Source organism: uncultured Eudoraea sp. (genome assembly GCF_947258925.1).
In the GTDB taxonomy this organism is placed as follows: Bacteria; Bacteroidota; Bacteroidia; order Flavobacteriales; family Flavobacteriaceae; genus Eudoraea.
In genome coordinates, this window is sequence record NZ_CAMYKG010000025.1 from 24,685 (window position 1) to 47,857 (window position 23,173).

Annotated in this window: 23 protein-coding genes; 7 read left to right on the plus strand and 16 right to left on the minus strand. The window is 37.3% G+C overall.

The window, feature by feature from the left end:
- Positions 1-287: 287 nt before the first annotated feature.
- From Q0X77_RS10080 to Q0X77_RS10105, 6 genes are all read right to left on the minus strand, one after another.
- Complete coding sequence (locus tag Q0X77_RS10080) at positions 288-941, minus strand: CoA transferase subunit B (protein ID WP_297796808.1); 654 nt, start codon at positions 939-941, stop codon at positions 288-290.
- 21 nt (positions 942-962) lie between these two features.
- A complete protein-coding gene (locus Q0X77_RS10085; protein ID WP_297796810.1) occupies positions 963-1,664 on the minus strand; it encodes a CoA transferase subunit A in 702 nt (233 codons plus the stop codon).
- Between the two features lie 126 nt (positions 1,665-1,790).
- Positions 1,791-4,136 carry a transglycosylase domain-containing protein gene (locus Q0X77_RS10090; protein WP_297796812.1) on the minus strand — a complete coding sequence of 782 codons (2,346 nt, stop codon included), beginning with the start codon at positions 4,134-4,136 and terminating at the stop codon, positions 1,791-1,793.
- Positions 4,137-4,139: 3 nt separating this feature from the next.
- The gene (locus tag Q0X77_RS10095; RefSeq protein WP_297796814.1) at positions 4,140-4,622 is read right to left on the minus strand and encodes a gliding motility lipoprotein GldH; all 483 of its coding nucleotides are present in this window, start codon (positions 4,620-4,622) and stop codon (positions 4,140-4,142) included.
- Positions 4,615-5,778 (minus strand): regulatory iron-sulfur-containing complex subunit RicT, encoded by a 1,164-nt coding sequence (gene ricT, locus Q0X77_RS10100; RefSeq protein WP_297796816.1) that lies wholly within the window; start codon positions 5,776-5,778, stop codon positions 4,615-4,617. Before ricT ends, Q0X77_RS10095 begins: the two co-directional genes overlap by 8 nt.
- Positions 5,779-5,993: 215 nt before the next feature.
- Positions 5,994-7,025 carry a rhodanese-related sulfurtransferase gene (locus Q0X77_RS10105; protein WP_297796818.1) on the minus strand — a complete coding sequence of 344 codons (1,032 nt, stop codon included), beginning with the start codon at positions 7,023-7,025 and terminating at the stop codon, positions 5,994-5,996.
- 378 nt (positions 7,026-7,403) lie between these two features.
- On the opposite strand from Q0X77_RS10105, the gene recA reads away from it, so the two are divergent.
- The 4 genes from recA to Q0X77_RS10125 all read left to right on the plus strand — a co-directional run bounded on the left by recA (position 7,404) and on the right by Q0X77_RS10125 (position 11,036).
- Positions 7,404-8,411 carry a recombinase RecA gene (recA, locus tag Q0X77_RS10110; RefSeq protein ID WP_297796820.1) on the plus strand — a complete coding sequence of 336 codons (1,008 nt, stop codon included), beginning with the start codon at positions 7,404-7,406 and terminating at the stop codon, positions 8,409-8,411.
- An 87-nt stretch (positions 8,412-8,498) separates the two neighbouring features.
- The gene (locus Q0X77_RS10115) at positions 8,499-8,915 is read left to right on the plus strand and encodes a hypothetical protein (RefSeq protein ID WP_297796823.1); all 417 of its coding nucleotides are present in this window, start codon (positions 8,499-8,501) and stop codon (positions 8,913-8,915) included.
- A gap of 34 nt (positions 8,916-8,949) precedes the next feature.
- Positions 8,950-9,480 carry a sigma-70 family RNA polymerase sigma factor gene (locus tag Q0X77_RS10120; protein WP_297796825.1) on the plus strand — a complete coding sequence of 177 codons (531 nt, stop codon included), beginning with the start codon at positions 8,950-8,952 and terminating at the stop codon, positions 9,478-9,480.
- Between the two features lie 11 nt (positions 9,481-9,491).
- Positions 9,492-11,036 carry a hypothetical protein gene (locus tag Q0X77_RS10125; protein ID WP_297796827.1) on the plus strand — a complete coding sequence of 515 codons (1,545 nt, stop codon included), beginning with the start codon at positions 9,492-9,494 and terminating at the stop codon, positions 11,034-11,036.
- 99 nt (positions 11,037-11,135) lie between these two features.
- Here Q0X77_RS10125 and Q0X77_RS10130 read toward each other — a convergent pair whose 3' ends face one another.
- Complete coding sequence (locus Q0X77_RS10130) at positions 11,136-11,870, minus strand: 1-acyl-sn-glycerol-3-phosphate acyltransferase (protein ID WP_297796830.1); 735 nt, start codon at positions 11,868-11,870, stop codon at positions 11,136-11,138.
- A 69-nt stretch (positions 11,871-11,939) separates the two neighbouring features.
- On the opposite strand from Q0X77_RS10130, the gene trpS reads away from it, so the two are divergent.
- Positions 11,940-12,908, plus strand: coding sequence for a tryptophan--tRNA ligase (gene trpS / locus Q0X77_RS10135; RefSeq protein ID WP_297796833.1), 969 nt, complete (start codon positions 11,940-11,942; stop codon positions 12,906-12,908).
- A gap of 161 nt (positions 12,909-13,069) precedes the next feature.
- Here the strand turns inward: trpS and dprA are convergent, their stop codons facing one another.
- On the minus strand, positions 13,070-14,173 hold the full coding sequence (dprA, locus tag Q0X77_RS10140; RefSeq protein WP_297796836.1) for a DNA-processing protein DprA: 1,104 nt from the start codon (positions 14,171-14,173) through the stop codon (positions 13,070-13,072).
- Between the two features lie 105 nt (positions 14,174-14,278).
- On the opposite strand from dprA, the gene Q0X77_RS10145 reads away from it, so the two are divergent.
- Together Q0X77_RS10145 and Q0X77_RS10150 are read left to right on the plus strand one after the other, a co-directional pair.
- Positions 14,279-15,223: an SPOR domain-containing protein gene (locus Q0X77_RS10145; RefSeq protein WP_297796839.1), complete on the plus strand. Its 945-nt coding sequence runs from the start codon at positions 14,279-14,281 to the stop codon at positions 15,221-15,223.
- 51 nt (positions 15,224-15,274) lie between these two features.
- Positions 15,275-15,790 carry an acyl-CoA thioesterase gene (locus Q0X77_RS10150; RefSeq protein ID WP_297796842.1) on the plus strand — a complete coding sequence of 172 codons (516 nt, stop codon included), beginning with the start codon at positions 15,275-15,277 and terminating at the stop codon, positions 15,788-15,790.
- Between the two features lie 19 nt (positions 15,791-15,809).
- On the opposite strand, the gene Q0X77_RS10155 is transcribed toward Q0X77_RS10150, so the two are convergent.
- The 8 genes from Q0X77_RS10155 to atpG all read right to left on the minus strand — a co-directional run bounded on the left by Q0X77_RS10155 (position 15,810) and on the right by atpG (position 23,164).
- Entirely contained in the window at positions 15,810-16,646 is an 837-nt protein-coding gene (locus tag Q0X77_RS10155; protein WP_297796846.1) for an aldo/keto reductase, read from the minus strand.
- A gap of 13 nt (positions 16,647-16,659) precedes the next feature.
- Positions 16,660-17,889: a peptidoglycan DD-metalloendopeptidase family protein gene (locus Q0X77_RS10160; RefSeq protein ID WP_297796849.1), complete on the minus strand. Its 1,230-nt coding sequence runs from the start codon at positions 17,887-17,889 to the stop codon at positions 16,660-16,662.
- A gap of 1 nt (position 17,890) precedes the next feature.
- Positions 17,891-18,676, minus strand: coding sequence for a DUF4292 domain-containing protein (locus Q0X77_RS10165; protein ID WP_297796852.1), 786 nt, complete (start codon positions 18,674-18,676; stop codon positions 17,891-17,893).
- Between the two features lie 4 nt (positions 18,677-18,680).
- Positions 18,681-19,598, minus strand: coding sequence for a hypothetical protein (locus tag Q0X77_RS10170; RefSeq protein ID WP_297796855.1), 918 nt, complete (start codon positions 19,596-19,598; stop codon positions 18,681-18,683).
- 39 nt (positions 19,599-19,637) lie between these two features.
- Entirely contained in the window at positions 19,638-20,072 is a 435-nt protein-coding gene (gene dut / locus Q0X77_RS10175) for a dUTP diphosphatase (RefSeq protein WP_297796858.1), read from the minus strand.
- A 5-nt stretch (positions 20,073-20,077) separates the two neighbouring features.
- Positions 20,078-21,559 carry an oligosaccharide flippase family protein gene (locus tag Q0X77_RS10180; protein ID WP_297796861.1) on the minus strand — a complete coding sequence of 494 codons (1,482 nt, stop codon included), beginning with the start codon at positions 21,557-21,559 and terminating at the stop codon, positions 20,078-20,080.
- Between the two features lie 66 nt (positions 21,560-21,625).
- Positions 21,626-22,144, minus strand: a complete 519-nt coding sequence (locus tag Q0X77_RS10185) for a hypothetical protein (RefSeq protein WP_297796864.1) — start codon at positions 22,142-22,144, stop codon at positions 21,626-21,628.
- 150 nt (positions 22,145-22,294) lie between these two features.
- Positions 22,295-23,164: an ATP synthase F1 subunit gamma gene (atpG, locus tag Q0X77_RS10190; protein WP_297796867.1), complete on the minus strand. Its 870-nt coding sequence runs from the start codon at positions 23,162-23,164 to the stop codon at positions 22,295-22,297.
- Positions 23,165-23,173 lie beyond the last annotated feature (9 nt).

The following is a 23,173-nucleotide window of genomic DNA, read 5'->3' on the forward strand; positions in this document are numbered from 1 at the left end:
AAATATTTTTTTGTTTCCCTTTTAAAACATAAACAGTTTTCTGGTCAACATTACTATACCGCTAAAAAAATCATTTCGGTAAACTTGGATTTCCTCTTCAATAGGTCTGTGGTTAAATTGTGCGTCCATAGCTTTTGGAATTTAATATAAGATTTGGGGTTTAATTAATATGGTATAAAGATATATTATGTGATTTAAGTATCTAAAAATATGTTGTGAAGTATCCGCAAATTGTTGTGAAAAAAGTAACACCTTTTTATTTATCGATGAAGTGCCTGTTTTGATCGTTAAACGGTCATTTCAGGAATGTCTCCTTTAATGATTAGTGTTCCTTCCGTTGCGTTTTTAATCTCCTCAACACTCACCCCCGGTGCCCTCTCCAGTAAACTAAATCCATCAGGGGTAACTTCCAGAACACCCAGGTTTGTTACTATTTTTTTTACACAACCGACACCTGTGAGTGGGAGGGAACACTTTTTGAGGAGCTTGGATTTTCCGGCTTTGTTGGTGTGCATCATTGCCACAATGATGTTCTCTGCCGATGCCACAAGATCCATGGCTCCACCCATTCCTTTCACCATTTTACCCGGGATTTTCCAATTGGCAATATCTCCATTTTCAGCAACTTCCATAGCGCCGAGAATTGTAAGATCAACATGTTTGCCGCGGATCATTCCAAAACTAGTGGCAGAATCAAAAAATGAAGCTCCGGGTAAGGTAGTAATGGTTTGTTTCCCTGCATTAATTATATCAGCATCTTCTTCACCTTCATAAGGAAAAGGACCCATTCCCAAAACACCATTTTCACTTTGAAATTCGACACTAATATCATCTCTGACATAATTAGCAACTAAAGTTGGAATACCAATTCCAAGGTTTACATAGTATCCATCCTTCACTTCTCTTGCAATTCTTTTTGCTATACCAATTTTATCCAGCATAATATAGGCCTTACATCGTATTTAATTACGTGATCTTACCGTAAGTTGTTCTATTCTTTTTTCGTACTGCTCTCCCTTAAATATTCTTTGAACAAAAATTCCGGGAATATGAATCTCATTGGGATCAAGACTACCGGCCGGCACTAATTCTTCTACCTCAGCAACAGTAATATTTGCCGCTCCACACATGCAAGGATTGAAATTACGCGCGGTTCCTTTAAATAATAAATTGCCTGCTTCATCCCCTTTCCAGGCTTTAACAAAAGAGAAATCGGCTTCATACGCTTTCTCAAGGACGTACATTTTGCCATTAAAGTCCCTCGTTTCCTTGCCTTCAGCAACTTCAGTTCCGTAACCGGCGGGTGTATAAAACGCAGGGAATCCTGCCTGCGCTGCCCTACACTTTTCTGCAAGGGTTCCTTGTGGGGTAAGTTCAACATCTAATTCTCCACTTAACATCTGTCGTTCAAATTCATCATTTTCACCAACATAGGAGGAGATCATTTTTTTAATCTGATGATTCTGCAATAATAACCCCAGGCCAAAATCATCAACGCCCGCATTATTGCTTATACAGGTAATATTTTTTATTCTCAATCGAACAAGCTCAGAAATGGCATTCTCCGGTATCCCACAAAGTCCAAAACCGCCCAGCATAAAGGTCATTCCGTCTTTGACACCACTTAGAGCCTCCTCTACATTGGGTACTGTTTTTCGTATCATATGTACTTGACAAAGTAATTAAATGTGTAATTTCCCAGCAGTACTAAAGTACATTTTTAAATAAAAAATCCCGCAAAAAAAGCGGGATTAGTTTAATTTGATAATTATTTAAATCCGAATGATCTTCTAAAAATCAAGATCATCAAGGTCATCCTTAAGATTATCTATTTTTTTCGGGCCTTCTTCATCTACTTTTGAACAATCAACATTTATGGTAAGTTCCTCAGGCTTTGGAAATTCTTCCATGGAGATTCCTAATTCTTCATTGGCATAATTGCTCTTCATATACAACCCCCAGATAGGCAGGGCCATGGACGCTCCCTGACCATATGTAATGGATTTAAAATGTGTTGCCCTTTCTTCACCTCCAACCCATACACCGGTTACCAGATTGGGTACCATCCCCATAAACCAGCCATCACTTTGGTTCTGTGTGGTCCCTGTTTTACCTGCAATAGGATTTGTAAATTCATAAGGATAACCAGTGATAATTTCTTTATATACCGTTTGGTCTTTATTGAAGGAATGTCTTAATCTGGTTCCTGAGCCCCCTTCTGTGACTCCTTCCATTAAATTAACCATTGCATAAGCTACCTCTTTGCTTAGTACATCTTTGGTTTCAGGAACATACTCATAAAGTACTGCGCCATTTTTATCCTCTATTCTTGTAACCAAAACTGGTTTTACATACACGCCCTGATTCACAAAAGCACCATAAGCCCCAACCATTTCGTATACATTAAAATCCGGTGTTCCCAACGCTATTGATGGAACTTCAAGAATTTCTCCCGTTAAACCAAGGTCTTTTACAATGGACACGACAGGTTTAGGTCCAACCCTGTCTATTAATTGGGCAGTTACCGAATTAACAGAATTGGCAAGTGCGCGTTTTAAAGTATACATCTTTCCTGAAAATTTACCATCGGCATTTTTGGGACACCATGGTTCAGGATTACCATGCTTATTAGCTTCTATACAATATTGACTATCCGGCAGGGAGTCACAGGGGGATAATCTCAGTTGATCAATGGCCGCAGCATAGACGAATGGCTTAAAAGTTGAGCCGGCCTGTCTAGCACCCTGAATTACATTGTCATATTGAAAATGCTTATAGTTAAGTCCACCTACCCAAGACTTTACATGACCTGTTTGCGGTTCCATCGACATCATTGCAGCTCTTAGGAATGTTTTATAATACCTTATCGAATCTAAGGGGGTCATTACGGTATCCTTTTCCTGGGTCTCACTATCCCAATCAAATACGGTCATTTCCGTTTTTTTGGTAAAAGACTCCCTGATTTCCTTTTCAGATACCCCATTTGACTTCATTATCCTCCAACGTTCGGAAGTTCTAATTGCGCGTTCCATAATTCGGTCGGTCTCTTCTGTAGTAAGATCCAGAAAAGGTGTTGTTTTATTTCTTTCAGGTGTATTTTGATGAAAAAACTCTTTCTGGAGTCTTTTCATATGCTGCTTCACGGCGTCCTCCGCATTTTTTTGCATCCGGTAATCCACTGTGGTATATACCTTAAGACCATCTAAATAAATATTCCAACGATCTCTTTCGCCTTCGACGGCTGGTTTGGGGTTCTTTTCAATCCATTCATTAAGAAACCCTTGTAAGTACATTCTAAAATAGGTAGCCAAACCATCTCTATGTGATTCAGGCGTAAAGTTGATATCCATTTTTAAGGCCTGCAGGGAATCTTTTTGTTCTTCAGTAAGGTAGTCGTACTTGGCCATTTGGCCTAAAACCGTATTGCGCCTATTTAAGACCAATTCGCTTCTGCGAATAGGATTATAGAGCGAAGAATTTTTTAACATGCCAACCAGTACGGCCGATTCTTCGGTCTTTAAATCCGCCGGTTCTTTCCCAAAATATATTCTTGCTGCGGAACGTATTCCATCGGCATTATTAATGAAATCATAGGTGTTCAAATACATGGCAATAATTTCTTCTTTGGTATATTGCCTCTCCAGCCGTATGGCTATTACCCATTCTTTTACTTTTTGAATAATTCTTCCCGGGACTCCACCAGATATCCTTTTAGTAAATAATAATTTGGATAATTGTTGTGAAATAGTACTTGCTCCGCCTCGCGTTCCAAGAAATACCATTGCTCTAAGTGTACCTCTTGCATCTATCCCGGAATGTTCGTAATATCTGGCGTCTTCCGTAGCGACCAGGGCATTTACTAAGTTCTGAGGCAAATCATTATAAGACACCGGGGTTCTATTGTCATCTAAATAAAACTTTCCAAGGGTTTGACCATCTGAAGAAATGATCTCAGTAGCTAAATTTGTCTGTGGATTTTCGAGCCGTTCAAATGTGGGCATTTCGCCAAAGACTCCCCAGGAAGCCATTAGAAAAATCAAAAATGCCAAAAACAGACCTGAGGCAAATAGTATCCAAAACCATTTTATAAACTTAAAAAAACTATTGGGATTCTTCTTTTTAGGGGTTTTTGCCATAATTTAATTATGCTTTTCAATTAAGAAACCGACATCCGTAATGCCATTTAGTTCCACAACTCCCTCTGTATTACCATTTTTACGCATTGCATGGGAAATTTGTAATGTATATACGCCCATAACGGGAAAAATGATGTTTTCCTTATACCAAAGTTTATTTTCTTTTATGCTCCCATATCCTTTGCCGAGCCATTTACCATCTGGCATGGCCATTTCATACTCCAAAGTGTCTCTTTGGATGTCGCCATTTGGATATTTGAGATCTGTAATTAAAAAAAGATTACTGTAAGGAAACGATTCATCATTTCTTACAGAAATAAACATATCATTTGCCTGAATAGTGTCATTTTGAGTGAAGCTAAACACCTTGGTGTCATCTATTGCCCAAATTCCTCCCGGATTCGCCTGAAATTCTGAATGCACCAGGTTATTATCACATGCCAATATCAATAGAACACTAATTAAAAAGAAAATCCTTTTAGGCATTTTTGGCAGGTCTTTTTCTATTATTCCTTCTTTTCTTATTTTTTCTTCCCTTGTTCTTCCGTTTAGGGCGATCAAATCGTGTAAGGCTATCTTGTCCTACAACATTTTCGAAAATTAATTCTTCTTCTTCAATATTTTCAGCTGCAAATTCCTCGAGGCTGGCTACCGGTTTTTTCCTTTTGTTACTATCCAGTATTTCATGGACCTGCTCCTTACTGAGAACATGCCAGTTAGATGGGTCATTTTTATAGGAGAACCATAATAGCCCCTTAAAAATATCCGTTTTCTGACAAAAGGCAATTCCCTTTTCGGTGAGTAATTTACTATCCAGCGAAGGAAAATCTTCCAATGCTTCTAAATACAAGTCCAATTCGTAGTTTAAACAGCACTTTAGTTTCCCGCATTGCCCAGCTAATTTTTGAGGATTAAGAGAGAGTTGCTGATATCTTGCAGCAGAAGTGCTTACTGAACGGAAATCTGATAACCAGGTTGAACAACATAATTCCCTCCCACAAGAACCAATGCCACCTAGTCTTTGGGCTTCTTGCCTATAACCAATTTGCCTCATTTCTATGCGGATGCCAAAGGCTTTAGCCATATCCTTAATCAATTGTCGGAAATCTACCCGTTCTTCGGCGGTATAGTAGAAAGTTGCTTTGGAACCATCTCCCTGAAATTCCACATCAGAGATTTTCATCTGCAATTTTAACAAAATGGCCATTTCCCTCGAACGCTTCTTTATCTCCTCCTCCTTATCCCGGCACTTTTGCCATTTGTCTATGTCCTTTTGAGTTGCTTTACGATAAATTTTAGGTATTTCTTCTTCAGAATCAGAGACTTTTTTCCTCTTCATCTGTACTTTTACCAATTCTCCTGTTAAGGTAACAATGCCAATGTCATGACCAGATTTGGCCTGTGTGGCCACAATATCACCAATAGACAATGAGAGGTTTTCTGTATTTCTGAAAAACTCTTTCCTGCTATTTTTAAACCGAACTTCGGCACAATCAAATGGTTGGGAACCACTGGGCAGGGACATGTTTGAAAGCCAGTCAAACACTGTTAATTTATTGCAGCTGTCTGTGCCACAAGTACCATTATTCTTGCATCCACGCGGCTGCCCATCCTTGCCGGTTGAACAACTGTTACAACCCATATTTTGTATCTTGTTTTAGCCGTACGACATTTAGTATGACTAAAGTAGGTTCATAAATTTTACTGAAGGTAAAGATAGTACTTTTTTACTGTGATGGAAAGTAGTGACTATAGCTTCATAAGAATAGATAATTTCATTCCGAAATAACACAGTGAGGTCCATACTGTTGCCCCCGGGAAATATCCTGAAGCAGGAAAATCAATTGAAGGATTGATCTATTTTTTGAACTTCAAAACCTCAGATCTTCCTTTTTTAAATATCTTATTGCTTACCACTTTTCCCTTCCTAAGCCTTTTCTGTTCTTCAAATGGAAGTTCATGTATTTCTTTGCAATGGTTTGAACAACAATCATTCATTTTGCCTGCGCAAGCCTCGCACTGAATGAAAAGGAGATGACAAGCCTCATTAGCGCAGTTTACATGCGTATCACATGGTTTACCACATTGATGGCATTGGGCGATAATATCGTCCGATATACGTTCTCCCCTTCTGTGATCAAAAACAAAATTTTTACCTATAAATTTATTTTCAATATCCTTCTGTCTCACCTGGCGGGTGTATTCTATAATTCCACCTTCTAGTTGAAATACATTTTTAAACCCTTTATGTTTGTAGTATGCACTGGCCTTTTCACAACGAATTCCTCCCGTGCAATACATTACCAGGTTTTTACTTTCCTTATAGTTGGATAAGTCCTTTTCTATGATGTCTAATGAATCTCTAAAGGTATCCACATCCGGCGTTATTGCGGTTTTAAAATGGCCAATCTCGCTTTCATAATGATTGCGCATGTCAACCAAAATTGTATTTGGGTCATCAATCAGCTGATTAAAATGTACGGCATCAACATGTACGCCTTTGTTAGTCACATCAAAAGAAGTATCATTCAGGCCATCTGCCACTATTTTCTTTCTTACCTTAACCTTAAGTTTCAAAAAGGATTTATTATCCTGCTCAATAGCAATATTTAGGCGTACATTCTCCAGAAAGGAAATACTGTCTAAATGTGCTTTGAATTTTTCAAAGTTATTGGCCGGGACAGACAATTGAGCGTTAATACCTTCAGAGGCGACGTAAATTCTTCCGAGAACATCCAGTTCATTCCAATGAATAAACAAATGATTCCGAAATAATTTCGGATTTCGAATATGTGCATATTTGTAAAAAGAAATGGTCAGACGTTCCTGTCCGGCCTCCTCAATAAGAGCTTCTCTTTGTTTTGCACTTAATGTATTGTACAGTTGCATGCTATACCAATTATTAAGTTATATGTATTTGTAATAGAGTGCAAATCTAATCATAATCTGCTGTAGCACAAGACAATCTCTTTTGATTTTAATATAAATCTTCTAATTAATATGACTGTCTCGATTACTGCAAATAAAAAAGAGTCTTGAATTTTCAAGACTCTTTAAGACCACTTCCAGGCCATTTTCTTTTTCATAGATTAACCAAAAAAGGATGCGGTCGTTAGTATAGAAGGTTTAATGGAACTTTCGTTTATTTTGAGTTTTTACACAAATACTTATCCAAGAGATACTGGAATTCCAAAAAGGTTGCTTTTGACATTGTTATATGAAAAAAGAAATGGTAATTTAGCCTTCCTAATTTCATAGATTTTACACATGAGCAGCAATAAAGACGCTAAACTTAAAGCACTAAAACTAACATTAGATAAACTCGACAAAACTTATGGCAAAGGGGCTGTAATGAAAATGGGCGACTATGTTGTAGAAGATGTAGAAGTTATCCCTTCAGGTTCCCTGGGTTTAGATATTGCTTTGGGTGTTGGTGGTTATCCCAGGGGTAGGGTCATAGAAATTTATGGGCCGGAATCTTCTGGAAAAACTACTTTAACCTTGCATGCCATAGCAGAGGCACAAAAAAATGGTGGTATTGCTGCATTTATTGATGCCGAACATGCTTTCGACAGATTTTATGCGCAAAAGCTGGGCATTGACATTGACAACCTTATTATCTCTCAGCCCGACCATGGAGAACAGGCATTGGAAATAGCAGATAATTTAATTCGTTCAGGAGCAATTGATATTGTGATCATTGATTCTGTGGCAGCCTTAACACCAAAAAGCGAAATAGAAGGTGAAATGGGTGATTCAAAAATGGGCTTACATGCCCGATTAATGTCACAAGCCCTGAGAAAATTAACAGGTTCAATAAGTAAAACACATTGCACCGTAATATTTATTAATCAGTTAAGAGAAAAAATAGGTGTCATGTTTGGAAACCCGGAAACTACAACCGGTGGAAATGCCCTTAAATTTTATGCTTCTGTAAGATTGGATATTCGCAGATCTACCCAAATAAAAGATACGGAGGGTGCCGTTCTCGGGAATAAAACCAGGGTAAAGGTGGTTAAAAACAAAGTAGCCTCTCCTTTTAAGACTGCTGAATTTGATATTATGTATGGAGAAGGAATATCAAAAGTTGGTGAGATATTGGATCTTGGCGTGCAATATGAAATTATTAAAAAAAGTGGCTCCTGGTTCAGCTATGGCGATACCAAACTTGGGCAAGGTAGAGATGCCGTAAAATCTCTTCTGCAAGATAACCCGGAACTTCTTGATGAATTGGAAGGCAAAATAAAAGTAGCAATCAGCGCCGTAAAAGCCTGATTTCTGACCGTTGTAATTTTCGTTTATCTTTTTTAAGCAACCTTTGCTTATTCTTATCATCTTGTTCTAAAGATTAAATAGATGATTATGAGAAAAGTTGTTTCCCCCTTTTTTGTAGTATTGGCGTTTGTTTTGTCTTCCTGCAGTTTGGATGATGATCAACCAAATTTTTATTTTATTCCGCTTCAAGTTATTAGTGCAGAAGTTCCAGAATCTTTTAATTTGCATGAAACCTATGAAATTAGTGTAACGTATATGTTACCAAATGGGTGTGCTTCCTTTGAAGGTTTTGATGTTACTCCTATTGAGCAAACAACAAGAAATGTTGTTCCTATTGGTTCTCAATTTAATGACCCGGAATGTGTAGATGGAATGGCCGAAGCCGTATCAACCTTCGACTTTATTTGTCTATATTCAGACACTTACCTCTTTAGGTTCTGGACAGGTGAGGACGAAAACGGTGAGCAGGAATATTTGGAAATAGAAGTTCCTGTAAACCAATAATCTACTAAATTAGATAATTAATCTGACCAAAATTTTGAGTCTGAAAGAACTCATACATAATTGTAAAAAAGGAGATAGATCAGCGCAGGAACAATTGTATAGAACTTATGCAAAAATATTGTTTGGTATCTGCCTGAAATATTCACGTAATAAGACGGAGGCCGAAGATAACCTCCACGATAGCTTTATGATTATCTATGAAAAAATTGGGCAATTTAAATTTAAAGGTTCATTTGAAGGCTGGATTAAACGCATTACAGTTAACACGGTACTTCAGAAATATCGAAAGGAAGAATACCTGAAAGTGGTGTCAGAAAATGTAGCGGAGCTGGACTCAATTGAATCAGAATATCTCGATATTGAACTCCCCACCTTACTGCGATACATTCAGGAACTCCCCAATAAATATAGAATAACCTTCAATATGTATGTCTTAGATGGTTTTACCCATAGGGAGATCAGTCAACAATTAGGGACATCAGAAGGTACATCAAAATCAAATCTTGCAAGGGCAAGAATGATATTAAAAGAAAAAATAAAAAAACAAAATATAAATATTGCTTAATTACCTAAAGCATGAAAAAAGATAATATTGACAAATTGTACCGGGAAAAGTTGAAGGACTTCAACGAAGTTCCTGATGAAAAAGTTTGGGAGGCAATATCCGCTTCCTTAGACAAAAAGAAAAAGTCATCACGCATTATTCCTCTGTGGTGGAAATTGGGTGGTATTGCGGCCGTTTTGGCCATTCTAATGTATGTTTATATCCCTTCAGAAGAAAATATGGGTTCGGATGTAATAATTACGGATGTGGAAAATACCTCTCCAAAGAATGATTCCGGGATAGATGCTCTCGAAAAGGACCTTCCTGTGGGAAATAATGATGAAAGTGAAGATGTGGTTAACCCAGCCGAGAAGAGTGAAGAATCTGAAAATGCCATTCCTTCAAATGATGTTAAAAAATCAAAATTGGGGCTCCAAAATAATTCGGCAATCACCAAATCGGCTGAAAAACAGAATACAAAAAAGAAAGAAAAAGCGGATGACGGCAAAAAGAGTGATGTAGAATCAGGTATTGCTTCGGTTGGTTCTAAGGACTTACAGAATAAAGCACAAAAAGATGATGCCACGGAAGTAGATAGGGAATCTCAAAATACAAAAATTGCAGTTATCGATTCTCCTGACAACAAAGCAATGGATAAGGTAAATCAGCCGCGTCTTCCTCAGAAAAATCCAAATATGGAAAGTCCAACCGTGAAGAAAAATGCGATGGACGGAGTAGCTGTTCTTACAGACAATAAAAAAGAGGAAGAACAAAAGGCTGAAAAACCGAAGAAGTCGATTTTTGACGAAATTGAGAAAACTAAGGAACCAAAAGTAGTTGAAAGCAAAGTTACTAAATGGTCGGTGGGCCCTAATATTGCACCTGTTTACTTTAGTTCATTTGGGAATGGTTCACCAATCCACTCTAATTTTGTCTCCAGTTCCAAATCCGGTAATGTTAATCTAAGTTATGGCTTAACTGTGTCCTATGATATAAGTAAGAAATTGAGTATTCGTTCCGGGTTACACAAGACAAATTATAGTTATGATACCAATGAGATTTCATTTTCAGCTTCACTTACCGCCTCTACAAATAACCAGATTGATAATATAAATTATGTTTCGACTTCCAAAAATTTAGTTGTCAGAAATAATGATGACAACAGAATTTCACAAGAGGCAGTTAATATTGAAGTCTCTGGCCAAAGTCCGGCACGGGATGGCAGAATGACACAGGATTTTGGTTATATAGAATTGCCCCTGGAAGTAAATTTTGCGCTTCTTGACAAGAAATTTGGGATAAATGTCATTGGAGGGTTGAGTTCCCTCTTTCTTGTGGATAACTCCGTGGTTCTGGAATCGAATGGTAATTCTGTTGAAATGGGAGAAGCTAATAATATTAATAATGTGAATTTAAGTACAAATATCGGTTTCGGTCTTAATTATAAGTTTTCGAAGACCTTGCAATTAAACCTTGAGCCTATGTTTAAGTATCAGTTAAACACCTTTTCTGAAACGGCCGGAAATTTTCAACCTTTCTCCGTGGGGGTCTATACAGGTTTAAATTTTAAATTTTAGCTCCTTCTATAAGTAGTCCGCTTTTGAAGAGTGACGTCGCACTGAATAATTATACTATTTGGTATATTTAAACGAGCTTTACTGTGCGTAGTACGTTCCTTATTTCTGAAGTTCATTAAAAATAACTGATCTTACCTTGTCTTTTAATTCTGATTTTTGCTGTTCTGCAAATCCCTCCGTTTTATAAAATGTATGAACCTTCGCCCTTGTAATGCCGGGGCTACCGCTATAAAATGTGAAAGGAAAACGTTTTTTGTTGTCATAAAATGTAATTGGAACAACTGGTATATTATGAGCTATTGCCATCTTAAAAGCACCTTCCTTAAACTCATCAAGTACCACGTGTTCCTCCGGTACGCCCCCTTCCGGAAAAATACAAATACTGAGCCCCTGATTTAATCTTTTCTGCGCTCTGCGGTATACGGCTGTTCTGCTTTGGCTATTTTCACGATCAACGAGGATACATACGCGTTTATAAAAAAATCCGAATACCGGAATCTTCACTAACTCCTTCTTTCCAACAAAAACAAAAGGATTTTTGCTTGTTTTCAACATCATCATAATATCCAGCATGCTGGTATGATTTGCAACTAGCATATAGCTTTGACCTCTTACCAATTTTTGTTCATAATGAATTCTTGGAAAGCAGAACATACCATATAAAATTGTATTTGCCCATATATTTCGCGCTAACCAAAAAAATTGTGGATAGGTTTTGTAGGAAAGCGCCAATAATAGGAGAATGGGGAAAAATATAAAAATGGGGAGGCCAACCAGGATATAAAACCAAATTCGATATAGAACATGTCCCAGTTTTACCATAAGTAAGCGCATAAATCAAAAATAACAATTTTAGCAGGGTAATCGTATTTCTTTTACATTTGCCAATGTAATTTATATTAAATGGCAAGAATATTAACAGGCATACAAAGTACAGGAACCCCACACCTCGGAAATATCCTTGGGGCCATTATACCCGCAATAAATATGGCCAGGGATCGTAAAAATGATTCTTTCCTCTTTATTGCTGATATGCATTCACTTACTCAAATTAAAAATGGTGATGAACTTCGAAATAACACCTATGCAACAGCGGCCACCTGGCTTGCATTTGGGCTTGACATAAAAAATACCGTTTTTTACAGACAAAGTGATGTTCCTCAGGTAACACAGCTGGCATGGTATTTAAGCTGCTTTTATCCATACCAGCGACTTACCCTGGCACACTCCTTTAAAGACAAGGCAGACAGGCTTGAAGATGTAAATGCCGGCTTGTTTAGCTATCCTATGCTCATGGCGGCAGATATACTGTTATATGACGCGAACATTGTACCGGTAGGTAAGGATCAGTTGCAACATATAGAAATGACAAGAGATGTTGCTTCGCGTTTCCATTCAAAAATGGGAGAGACCTTTGTGATGCCGGAAGCCCAGGTCCAAAAGGATACTATGTATATTCCCGGCACTGATGGGGCCAAAATGAGTAAAAGCAAGGGTAATCTCATAGATATTTTTCAGCCGGATAAAAAACTGCGTAAACAAATCATGAGTATTGTCACGGATAGCAAATCTTTGGAGGAGCCAAAAGATCCCGAGACAGATACTACTTTTTCATTATATAAGATTTTGGCCTCTGATACCCAGATTGATGAAATGCGAACAAATTATCTTAACGGTAATTATGGTTACGGGCACGCCAAACAAGCATTATTTGAACTAATTCTTGAAAAATTCAAATCCCCACGGCAAAAGTTTAATTACTATATGGATAACCTTAATGAGGTCGATGATGCGCTATCTTTAGGGGCTGAAAAAGCCGGGAAAGTGGCCGATAATGTGCTTGAAAGAGTCAGGGTTAAAGTAGGGTATTAGTTTTTTGTTTACCAACTACCCGGTTTGTCAGCATTCTTTTATCCTATCCTATAAAATTCAAAACTCCGGGTTCAAAAGTACATTTAATCGATAGATGCAATAAATATCAGCAATTGATACTAGTAATTCAAAGCGAACAAACTACCCGGTCTTAAATTAACCTAAATTGCCTCATACTGTTTCCCGGGCAAAGGCCGTATCATACCTTTCATTTCCATGTTTAAAAGGCTGGATACCGTTTTAAATACCGGCATTTGACATTTCAAGGCAATTTGATCTACCAATTGCCTTCCATCTTTCTGTAAAAAAGAATAAATAATTTTCTCATTGTCATCCAGTTCAACAAAAAGCTGTTTTTGTACAGTAACTGCTTTATTTTCTTCCGGTTGCCAGCCCATGATATACGCAAGGTCTCCGGCAGAAGTAAGCATATGGGCCTTTTGCCCCTTTATAAGATTATTGCAACCTAAACTATACTTGTCTTTTACCCGGCCGGGCACAGCAAATACGTCGCGATTATAACTATTTGCAATATCCGCTGTTACGAGACTTCCTCCCTTTTCAGCTGATTCAATTACAATAGTAGCTTCACTCATCCCAGCTATAATCCTGTTTCTTTTCAAAAAATTTTCCCGATCAGGATTGGATGTGCTCCAGAATTCAGTTAAAAAACCCCCATTTTTACGAATTTCATCTACATATCTGTGATGTGATTTTGGATATATTTGATTTAATCCGTGCGCCAGGCATGCAATGGTCTGCAATCCATTTTTTAAAGCGGCCCGGTGCGCACAAATATCAATCCCATACGCAAAACCGCTTACTATAACGGGATCTAAAGGCGCGATATCTTCTATGAGTTTTTCGCAGAATGCGCTTCCATAAGCAGTATTATTCCTTGTACCTACAATGCTTATGATTTTCTTGTCCTTTAAATTGATATCCCCTTTTTTGAAAATTAGGATGGGGCCATCTATACAATGTTTTAAATAGTTAGGAAATTCCGGATCTAAAAAGTATGAATATGATATTCCGTTTTGAAGGATAAATTCGTATTCTGCTTCTGCCGCATGCAGATATTCCTTTTTATGTAATCCACCCAGGGTTACAGTACCAATTCCTTCAATTTTTTGAAGATGATTCACTTTATCAGAAAAAACTGCCATTGGACTGCCACAGTGAGAAATCAGCTTTTTGGCTGTAATATCTCCAATATGAGGAATCTTTTGTAACCTCAAGACCGCAATTAACTCATCCTTAGTCATTTATGCTATTTTCTTAGTTATTCACAAATTACATAAAATATTATGTTAATAAAAAGTTCTCTCGTCCGGTTTGAAGCCCCCTAAATTTTTTTCATCTTTGTATTAATGGGCATTGAGCATTACATACAGCAACTTTTATATCGCTACAACTGTGTTGTAGTCCCTGATTTTGGTGCATTTCTAACCCAAATGAAGTCGGCAGTACATCAAAAAGCGACCAACACCTTTTATCCTCCTTCAAAACAAATTTCCTTTAACGAACAATTGTCTTCCAATGATGGTTTATTGGTTTCCTATATGGCCAATGCCGAAAACAAGTCCTATGAAGAAATGTTAAAGGAAACATTAGATCTTGCTAAATCATGGAAAAAGCAATTACATTCTGGTGAAAGGCTAAAAATATCTTCTATAGGTGAATTATGGTTAAACAGAGAAGGTAAATTGCAATTCCAGCCTTCAAATGAGATTAATTACCTCACCTCCTCTTATGGTCTGTCTTCATTTGTGTCTCCAAGGGTTACACGCGAAATTCTAAAAGAGCAAGTGGTTGAAATGGAAGAAAAAATTCCTTTTATAATTACCCCTGAACAGCGAGAAAGAAAGTCATTCAGACCATATTTGAAATACGCCGCAATAATTCTATTAGCCTTGTCCACAGGCATGACAGCTTACAGATTTTATGGTGAATCGCTTAACAAAAAGGAACTCGTTCAGCAAGAAGCACAAACACGGGTATACAAAAATATTCAGGAAGCCACATTCTTTAACTCCAAGCCTCTGGAATTACCTGAACTTAAACTCCATGTGACCAAGAAAAGTGTTGGAAATCACCATATAATCGCCGGCGCATTTAGAATTCAGGAAAATGCGGATAAGAAAGTAACCCAATTGCGAAATAAGGGCTATGATGCAACATATCTTGGTGTTAATAGTTATGGTTTGCATCAGGTAACCTACGGTAGTTATGAAAACCCGGAAGATGCACTGATCTTTCTTAGAAAAATTAAGCGCACAGAATCCCAGGATGCCTGGATGTTATCTACAAAATAGTTCCTTTCTTTTTCTTCAATTTAATTGGGCGTATCTTTGATAAAAACGAATATGCAGCCTAAAACACCCAGTGAATCCAGAACAATAATGACGGATATGGTTTTACCCAGTGAAACTAATCCACTAAATAATTTATTTGGCGGCGAATTGTTAGCACGTATGGACAGAGCTGCCAGTATTGCCGCACGAAGGCACAGTAGGCGAATTACCGTAACCGCCTCTGTTAATCATGTTGCATTTAACCGATCTGTTCCATTGGGCAGTGTTGTCACCGTAGAAGCGAAAATATCCCGAACTTTTAGGACTTCAATGGAGGTTTATATCGATGTTTGGATGGAAGACCGGTTTAGTGGTGAAAGTTCTAAAGCTAATGAAGCCATTTATACTTTTGTCGCTGTAGACGAAACAGGCAAACCAACGGCGGTCCCTCCAATAATCCCTGAAACGGAATTGGAAGCAGAACGTTTTGAAGGTGCACTTAGGAGAAAACAGCTTAGTCTTGTTTTGGCAGGCAAAATGAAACCCGGTGAGGCTACAGAACTGCGCGCCCTATTTATAAAAGAATAATTTTCCTGAGTTTCTTAGTTTAGAAATCAAAGTTATCCGGGTCTGGTCCAAAACGCTGTCCTTTGTCTAAACTATCCAGATAAGCTATATCCCCAGCTGATAATTCAAAATCAAAAATATCAGCATTTGATATAATCCTGTCCTTCTTAGAAGATTTAGGAATGGTAATAACACCTTTTTGCAGATCCCAGCGCAGCACTATTTGAGCAATTGTTTTATTGTACTTCTTTGCAAGCTCTTTAAAATTGTCGATGCCAAATATCTTGCCCTGCATCATTGGCGACCAGGCTTCATATTGGATGTTTTTATCTAAACAAAAGTTAAGCAGGTTTTGTTGAACGAGGTATGGATGAAATTCCATCTGATTTACCATTGGGACTATCTCGGCTTTACTCAAAAGATCTTCCAAGTGATGCTGCATAAAGTTACTCACCCCTATGGCTCTAATTCGCTTCTGTTTATAAAGAAATTCCAGTGCTTTCCATGTATTCTTATATTTACCTGAAACCGGCCAGTGTATCAAATAAAGGTCCAGGTAATCCAGGCCAAGTCTTTCGAGGCTCGCATCAAAAGCTTTTAGGGTGCTTTCATAACCCTGATCTGAATTCCATACTTTGCTGACCACAAAAATATCTTCCCTTGGTACGTTACTTTGGACTATCCCTTTACCTACGCCAATTTCATTGTTATAAACAGAAGCGGTATCAATATGTCGATAACCAGCCTCAATAGCGCATTTTACCGCATTTATAACTTCTTTTCCATCCTCCGAAAGGTAAACCCCCAAGCCCAGATATGGCATTTTAACTCCATTATGCAGTGTAAAAGTCCCTTTAATATCTGTAATTGGCCCCATAATTAAATTGATTTTAAAGTCGGTAAATCCACTCCTCCGGATTTAGCCTGGTCGCATCCTTGTAGAGGTAAAATTTCAATTGTGTCAATCCATTATACCGATTAGTATATATTTCTCCGAGTTCTTCTTTAATACTCACTTTATCTCCTTTTTTTACGAACAAGTTGGACAAATTATAATAGGTACTTATGTAATTTCCATGTTTTATCTGCACCCCCTTATTGCCGCCGGGAATAGCCAAAATAGCTATTACTTCGCCCTCAAAAACCGCCCGTGCTTTTGCCCCTTCATCTGTAGCAATTATGACTCCATTGCTCTGATGTTTGATCCCGGGATAAACGGCATCCTTATAAACGCCGAAACCCTGTTGCTTTATCCCTTTTTCCACCGGCCATATCAGTTTCCCTTTATTCGCTGAAAAATTGTTCGCTACCAAAGTAGCTTCCGGTGTTAAAACAAATCTATTGGATGTTCCTCTTTTTCCCGCTTTTTTGTTTGAGGCGGCTATTGCATTACGTATTAATTTTTCAATTTGCTTGTCAATTTTACGCGCTTCTTGCTTCTTTTTTCTTATTGCCGAGGCATAACTGCTCTCATTTTCTCTAATTGTCTTCAAAAGTGCTTTCTGGGCCTTTATCTCAGTAAGTAATTCCCCCTTGGCTTTCGTATTCTGCGCTATCAGGACTTGTTTAACTTTGCGTTGTTCGGTTAAATCCTTGTTTAATTTAGTAAGTTCATCTGTTTTTTGTAAAATATCCATTCCCTGTTGTTTTCTAAACTGGGTATATTGCTTCATATACTGGAGTCTTTTAAAAGCTTGAAAAAAATTCTCAGATGACAAAAGAAACATCAGCCTGCTTTGCTGTGATCTGTTTTGATATGACTTCTGAATCATTAAGGCATATTCTTCCTTCAAGGCATCCAAATCTTCTCTGAGTTTAGAGATATTCCTAATGTTCGCATTTATTTGTCTGTTAAGGAGGTTAGCTTGCTGATTGGTGACCCGGATCAATTGCTGTCTTACATTTATCTTTTGATCTAATACTTCCATTTGATCAAGAACGCTTCCCTTTTGTTTTTTTTCAGCAAATAAGAGCCTGTTGATATCATCTATTTCCTTTTGCAGCTGTTCTCTCCTGGTTTCCAATACTTTTTGCTCATTAGTTTGTCCTTGCGCGGATGAACTCAGCAGCAGTATAAGAATGAATACTAAATAGGTAGAATATTGCTTTGGAATTCTCATCTTATTTCAAAACTATTTCTTCGTAACCTTTAGGTATTTTGTATGGGAAATTTAATGCTCTATTTAATTCAATACTTCTAAATTGTATCGCAATATTTGTGGTTTGATCAATATCAATTGCGGTAATTTGAATTACCTCAGGGAAAACCATTTTATCCTTTTTCTGATATGATTTATAATAGATTTCCAAAAGCCTTTTATTCCAGGGTTGTGATAACTGTTGCGTAGCAATTTTAAAATTCTTTGGTTCAATTAAGAACAATGTTTTGAACAAACTGCCCATAATTTTAGGTTTAAGTTCATAGTATTCCTGCAGTGGAATAGAAACATATTTTTCAGTCCTTAGATCAAATAATGCTTGCCCCAGCAATAGATTTTGTAATTTATCAAAATCTAAATCTGTTCCCAGTAGCTCACTGAAATAATTAAAATCTCCATCGAAATATTCATTCTGTAACTTGTTGTAAAAAGTCACCCTTTTCGGTGTAACTAATGCCTTTACAACGCCCAGAGGGGCGCTTATCCAAATAGCATTGTCCTTTTCAAGTCTTAGGCTAACACTAACAGTCTGAACAGAACTTCCATCATTATACTCAATTTTTAACTTGCCACTAATGGTCTTGAATTCTAATTGGTTTTTATAATGATTTTTTATTATTGCCTTAGTCGTCAGCTTTTCATCAACTTTTCCTTCTAAAACTACCTTGCTTGATTTGCAAGAGAACGAAAGTATTGCCAAGATGGCTGTGACTATCCAGTTTTTCCAACTATAGGTCTTATATTTCATTCTATCAGGAACCAGATTTTATTTTACTAAGATACATATTTGCCTTCGATGTATTTCCCAAAAACATATGCGCATTGGCCAACTCTTTGTAAATATTGTTGCCCAGTGGAATATCGTCTATCAAAAAATCCAGGGCTGCTTCTAATTCACTAATGGCTTCGCTTTGATTGCCAGATCTATTGAGAGCCATACCTTTTGCGTAATAGAAATAGGGTTGTGAGGGAAATTGCTCTAAAGCTTCGTCTGCCTTTTTGATCAAAGAGCTATAATTCTTATTTTGAATTAATTCTTCGATATCTGATTTATAGTTTTTGAGTGGATCAATGTCCTTGTTTTGGACTGTAATCCCCTCTTTAATTTCTTTCTTTCTATTTATTTGATCCAAAGAATCACTAATCCTGCGAGAAAGTGTCTCTTTAAATGAAGTGTTTTTCATTTCCTTCAAGACATTTAAGGCCTTCTGATAATTTTTTCTCTGAAAATATACTACTGCCAGATTCTCTTTTAGCATATCATTATCAAATATGATTTGATCCTGTATCATCTCTAGATCGTTCCCTTGTTTATCCATAATATCTACCAGAGTATCCAGATACCAAATGTTTTCAGGTTCAGAATTTAATGCCTCGATTCCGTATTGCTGAGCTAAGATATATTGTTTATTAGCCAGATAGCATTTAGCCAGTTCAAAGTCAATTACCTTATAGGAATCATCCAGGTCTTTGCATTTTAATAAAAGATTAATTGCCTTATCATAATTTTCAATGCCTTTTTGCTTTAATGCCTCAAAGAATGCTTCCTGAAATTCGTCCGTATAGTCTTCCAAAAAAACCGCTGCACTCTCCTCCTCCTGGGCATAACCTATCTGCAAGAAAATCAATATTCCCAGAAAGATAACCAACCATTTATGCCTTAAGTTCATATAATAAGACTAATATCAATCTCAATTCTTAATGTTCTCCTATTTTGAGCCTGTACTTCCAAACCCTCCTTCACCTCTGGTGGTTTCAGATAATATTTCCGTTTCAATCCACTCCGCACGATCATGTTTTGAAATTACTAATTGTGCAATGCGCTCGCCATTGACAATGGTAAATTCCTCATTAGATAAATTCACAAGAATCACGCCAATTTCTCCTCTATAATCCGCATCCACTGTTCCGGGCGAATTAAGAACTGTTATTCCTTTCTTTAAAGCCAATCCGCTTCTTGGCCTTACTTGTGCTTCGTACCCAACAGGAATTTCTAAGAACAATCCTGTTTTAACCAGTACCCTCTCCAATGGCTGTAGTGAAATTGCTTCCGTTATATTTGCCCTGAGATCCATTCCTGCTGATGCTGCTGTTTCATATTCAGGAATTGGATGTTCAGATTTATTGATGATTCTAACTTTCATATTAGCTACTGTTTTTTTGTGCCTTTCGAACCGATTAAAAATATCCTTTTCAGGGTTTCATTTTCCATTTTGTAGAGTAGAACTAAAAATACTAAAAGCAGGGCACTACCTATTATTAAATTTCTGTTAAACACGTAAAAGGACAGGGTAGCGAATAATATGGATACGCCTAAATAAAATGTTATTTTTCTCAAATTATAAGGAATCGGATAGTATTTTTTTCCAAAAAAATAGGATATAAGCATCATACTTCCATAGGCTGCCAGCGTTGCCAGTGCAGAAGCATAGTACCCCCATTTCGGAATGAACAAATAATTAATAACAATTGTAATCACTGCTCCAATAATGGAGATATATGCGCCAAATTCTGTTCTGTCCGTAACTTTATACCAAACCGAGAGATTATGATAAATTCCGAGACAAAAACTGGCTAAGATTATTACGGGAACTATTGGCATTGCTTCCCAATATGCAGGATTTTGAATAAAGATGACTTTCAGTATATCGGCAAAAACAACAACGGCCAATAATATTACACTCCCCAAAACAACAAAATAGTTAGTAATCTGTGCATAAGCCCGTTGAGGGCGTTCAGAAGAGGAATGGCTAAAGAAAAAGGGTTCTATGCCGAGACGAAATGCCGTGGCAAACAAAGTCATAAAAAGGGCTAGTTTATAGCACGCGGAATACTTGCCCATTTCACTTTTAGCAATATCCTGAGGCAATAAATCTGCAAGCAGTATTCTGTCAAATACTTCATTTATTGTAAACGCAATTCCTGCTATCATCACCGGCAATCCATACTTTAACATCCTAACCAATAAGGATTTATCAAACACATAGGGCCTTTTTGCATAAAGGCTCCCCATCATAATCAAAGTAATACCGCTGGCGATCAGATTTGAAATAAAAATATACGATATCTCAAAGTTAGGAATATAAATGGCGTTTAATAATCCTTCAGGGTTGGCATTTGCAAGCCCGGGGAGTAAGAGGAGCAAAAAGATATTTAAACCTAAATTTACAATCACATTTACGATTTTTACCATCGCATATCGCTTGGGCCTTTCATTTGCGCGGAGCCAGGCAAAAGGGATGATTGCAAGAGCATCCAAAGCCAGAATAAAAATGAAATATTTAATGTATTGTGGTTCAATATTAAGCAAATCAGCTAATTGGCTCTGAAACAACAAAGCGAATAGCGTGAATAACACTGTGCTGAATGACAAGGAAATTAATGAGGTGGACACTACCTTATTTTCATCATCTTCCTTATTAAAAAATCGAAAAAATGCTGTTTCCATCCCGTAAGCCAGGATCACATTAAAAATGGCAAACCAGGCAAAAATCAGGGTCACCTCGCCATACGACCCGGGTGGCATAACTTTAGTATAAATAGGGACCAATATAAAGGACAGCATACGGGGAAGTACTGTAGCCAAACCATAAATGAAGGTTTGTTTAAAAAGTTTTTTGATTAAACTCAATGGCTTTTAGATTTGGTCTTAAAATTAGGTATTTAAACCCATGGAACAAAGTCTGCTATATGGTGGTTATCGATATACCCGCATAGGTTTATCTTTTATTCCCTCTACTTTATAATAGTCTACTTTCGTATTATTAAAATTCCCTGTGGTATTTATATAGCTAATTACCGCCTCATTTTTCTTCAAACTAAATGGAAAGTCTTCATTTTCTTTACTGATTAAATTCGGAGGTTGATTCCCAACTTCTTTTTTTGGGTCTGAATGCATTATAATATCAGGTTTTTTGTCCTTAGGTGTCTGTTTATAATTACAAATGATCATAATGCTTTCTTCCTCCTTCTTGATCTCTGATGCTAAAACATGCCCCCTGAAAAAAACTTCAAGAAATTCTATTTCGACTCCTTCCTCTAACGAAACCGGTATTTCCAGGATGAAGCCTGTACCGCTATTTTCTAATCCTCCTGCATATTGTTGACATGTGGGATTAGCAATGCTGAAAGGCGGATTTGTATTTAAATTCTTCTGAGAACTGCATCCACAATAGCTAAATGCAGTTAGAATCATCAGTATTGATACATTTTTCATTTTCATATTTATTTTTTAGTAGCTACATGGTAAAGATATAAAACCAAATATGGTGCCAAAACAGTATTCTTTAGTAACTCACAACAGTCCATAAAAAAATCCCGTATAACACGGGATTCTTATTTTGTTTAGAACATAAATCAACTAAAACTAGTTATTCAATGCCTCAGCACCACCAACGATTTCAAGAATTTCATTGGTAATGGCAGCCTGACGAGCCTGATTGTAAGTCAATTTAAGCTGATCTCTTAACTCAGTCGCATTATCTGTTGCTTTATGCATAGCAGTCATCCTTGCTCCATGTTCACTGGCATATGAATCTCTCACAGCCTTGAATAGCTGGGTTTTTAAGGACTTTGGAATAAGTTGTTCCACAATTTCTGCCTTTGTAGGCTCAAAAATATAGTCCGCCGTTGACGTTGTTGTATCTGAGGGTTGTTCTGAAGGCATGATTGGAAGGAACTGTTCTGTTGTGACTATTTGAGTGGCTGCATTTTTAAACCTATTATACACTACCTCAATTTTATCATAAGATCCATCCGTATACAACTTCATCAATTGTTCTGCAATTTGTGCAGCTCTATCAAACCGAAGTTCATCATATATTGTACTGTGGTCTTCTACAATATCGTATGACTTGCCTAATTGATCACCAGCCTTTTTTCCTATAGTTAAAAAATCGACTTTACAGCCATCATCAGCATTTTCAGCCATAGAGAGGCATTCCTTTATGATATTTGAGTTAAACGCTCCACACAGTCCCCTATTGGAGGTAATGGCCACAATAAGTACGTTTTGCACTTCCCTGTTGTCGGCAAATTTACTGCCACTTTCTCCATCTAAGCTTCCGCTAAAATTTTGCAAAAGTTCTGTGAGCTTGTTGGCATAAGGTCGCATTGCAGTAATGGCATCCTGTGCTTTTTTGAGCTTTGCAGCAGACACCATTTTCATGGCACTGGTTATCTGCATGGTTGAAGATACCGATGCTATCCTATTTCGTATTTCCTTTAAATTAGCCATCTCCTAAAT

What these genes read in the sequence shown, in the direction of transcription:
- Q0X77_RS10080 (WP_297796808.1), bottom strand. Translation starts at nt 941, where the DNA reads ATGCTGGATAAAATTGGTATAGCAAAAAGAATTGCAAGAGAAGTGAAG.
- Q0X77_RS10085 (WP_297796810.1), bottom strand. Translation starts at nt 1,664, where the DNA reads ATGATACGAAAAACAGTACCCAATGTAGAGGAGGCTCTAAGTGGTGTC.
- Q0X77_RS10090 (WP_297796812.1), bottom strand. Translation starts at nt 4,136, where the DNA reads ATGGCAAAAACCCCTAAAAAGAAGAATCCCAATAGTTTTTTTAAGTTT.
- Q0X77_RS10095 (WP_297796814.1), bottom strand. Translation starts at nt 4,622, where the DNA reads ATGCCTAAAAGGATTTTCTTTTTAATTAGTGTTCTATTGATATTGGCA.
- ricT (WP_297796816.1), bottom strand. Translation starts at nt 5,778, where the DNA reads ATGGGTTGTAACAGTTGTTCAACCGGCAAGGATGGGCAGCCGCGTGGA.
- Q0X77_RS10105 (WP_297796818.1), bottom strand. Translation starts at nt 7,025, where the DNA reads ATGCAACTGTACAATACATTAAGTGCAAAACAAAGAGAAGCTCTTATT.
- recA (WP_297796820.1), top strand. Translation starts at nt 7,404, where the DNA reads ATGAGCAGCAATAAAGACGCTAAACTTAAAGCACTAAAACTAACATTA.
- Q0X77_RS10115 (WP_297796823.1), top strand. Translation starts at nt 8,499, where the DNA reads ATGAGAAAAGTTGTTTCCCCCTTTTTTGTAGTATTGGCGTTTGTTTTG.
- Q0X77_RS10125 (WP_297796827.1), top strand. Translation starts at nt 9,492, where the DNA reads ATGAAAAAAGATAATATTGACAAATTGTACCGGGAAAAGTTGAAGGAC.
- Q0X77_RS10130 (WP_297796830.1), bottom strand. Translation starts at nt 11,870, where the DNA reads ATGCGCTTACTTATGGTAAAACTGGGACATGTTCTATATCGAATTTGG.
- trpS (WP_297796833.1), top strand. Translation starts at nt 11,940, where the DNA reads ATGGCAAGAATATTAACAGGCATACAAAGTACAGGAACCCCACACCTC.
- dprA (WP_297796836.1), bottom strand. Translation starts at nt 14,173, where the DNA reads ATGACTAAGGATGAGTTAATTGCGGTCTTGAGGTTACAAAAGATTCCT.
- Q0X77_RS10145 (WP_297796839.1), top strand. Translation starts at nt 14,279, where the DNA reads ATGGGCATTGAGCATTACATACAGCAACTTTTATATCGCTACAACTGT.
- Q0X77_RS10150 (WP_297796842.1), top strand. Translation starts at nt 15,275, where the DNA reads ATGCAGCCTAAAACACCCAGTGAATCCAGAACAATAATGACGGATATG.
- Q0X77_RS10155 (WP_297796846.1), bottom strand. Translation starts at nt 16,646, where the DNA reads ATGGGGCCAATTACAGATATTAAAGGGACTTTTACACTGCATAATGGA.
- Q0X77_RS10160 (WP_297796849.1), bottom strand. Translation starts at nt 17,889, where the DNA reads ATGAGAATTCCAAAGCAATATTCTACCTATTTAGTATTCATTCTTATA.
- Q0X77_RS10165 (WP_297796852.1), bottom strand. Translation starts at nt 18,676, where the DNA reads ATGAAATATAAGACCTATAGTTGGAAAAACTGGATAGTCACAGCCATC.
- Q0X77_RS10170 (WP_297796855.1), bottom strand. Translation starts at nt 19,598, where the DNA reads ATGAACTTAAGGCATAAATGGTTGGTTATCTTTCTGGGAATATTGATT.
- dut (WP_297796858.1), bottom strand. Translation starts at nt 20,072, where the DNA reads ATGAAAGTTAGAATCATCAATAAATCTGAACATCCAATTCCTGAATAT.
- Q0X77_RS10185 (WP_297796864.1), bottom strand. Translation starts at nt 22,144, where the DNA reads ATGAAAAATGTATCAATACTGATGATTCTAACTGCATTTAGCTATTGT.
- atpG (WP_297796867.1), bottom strand. Translation starts at nt 23,164, where the DNA reads ATGGCTAATTTAAAGGAAATACGAAATAGGATAGCATCGGTATCTTCA.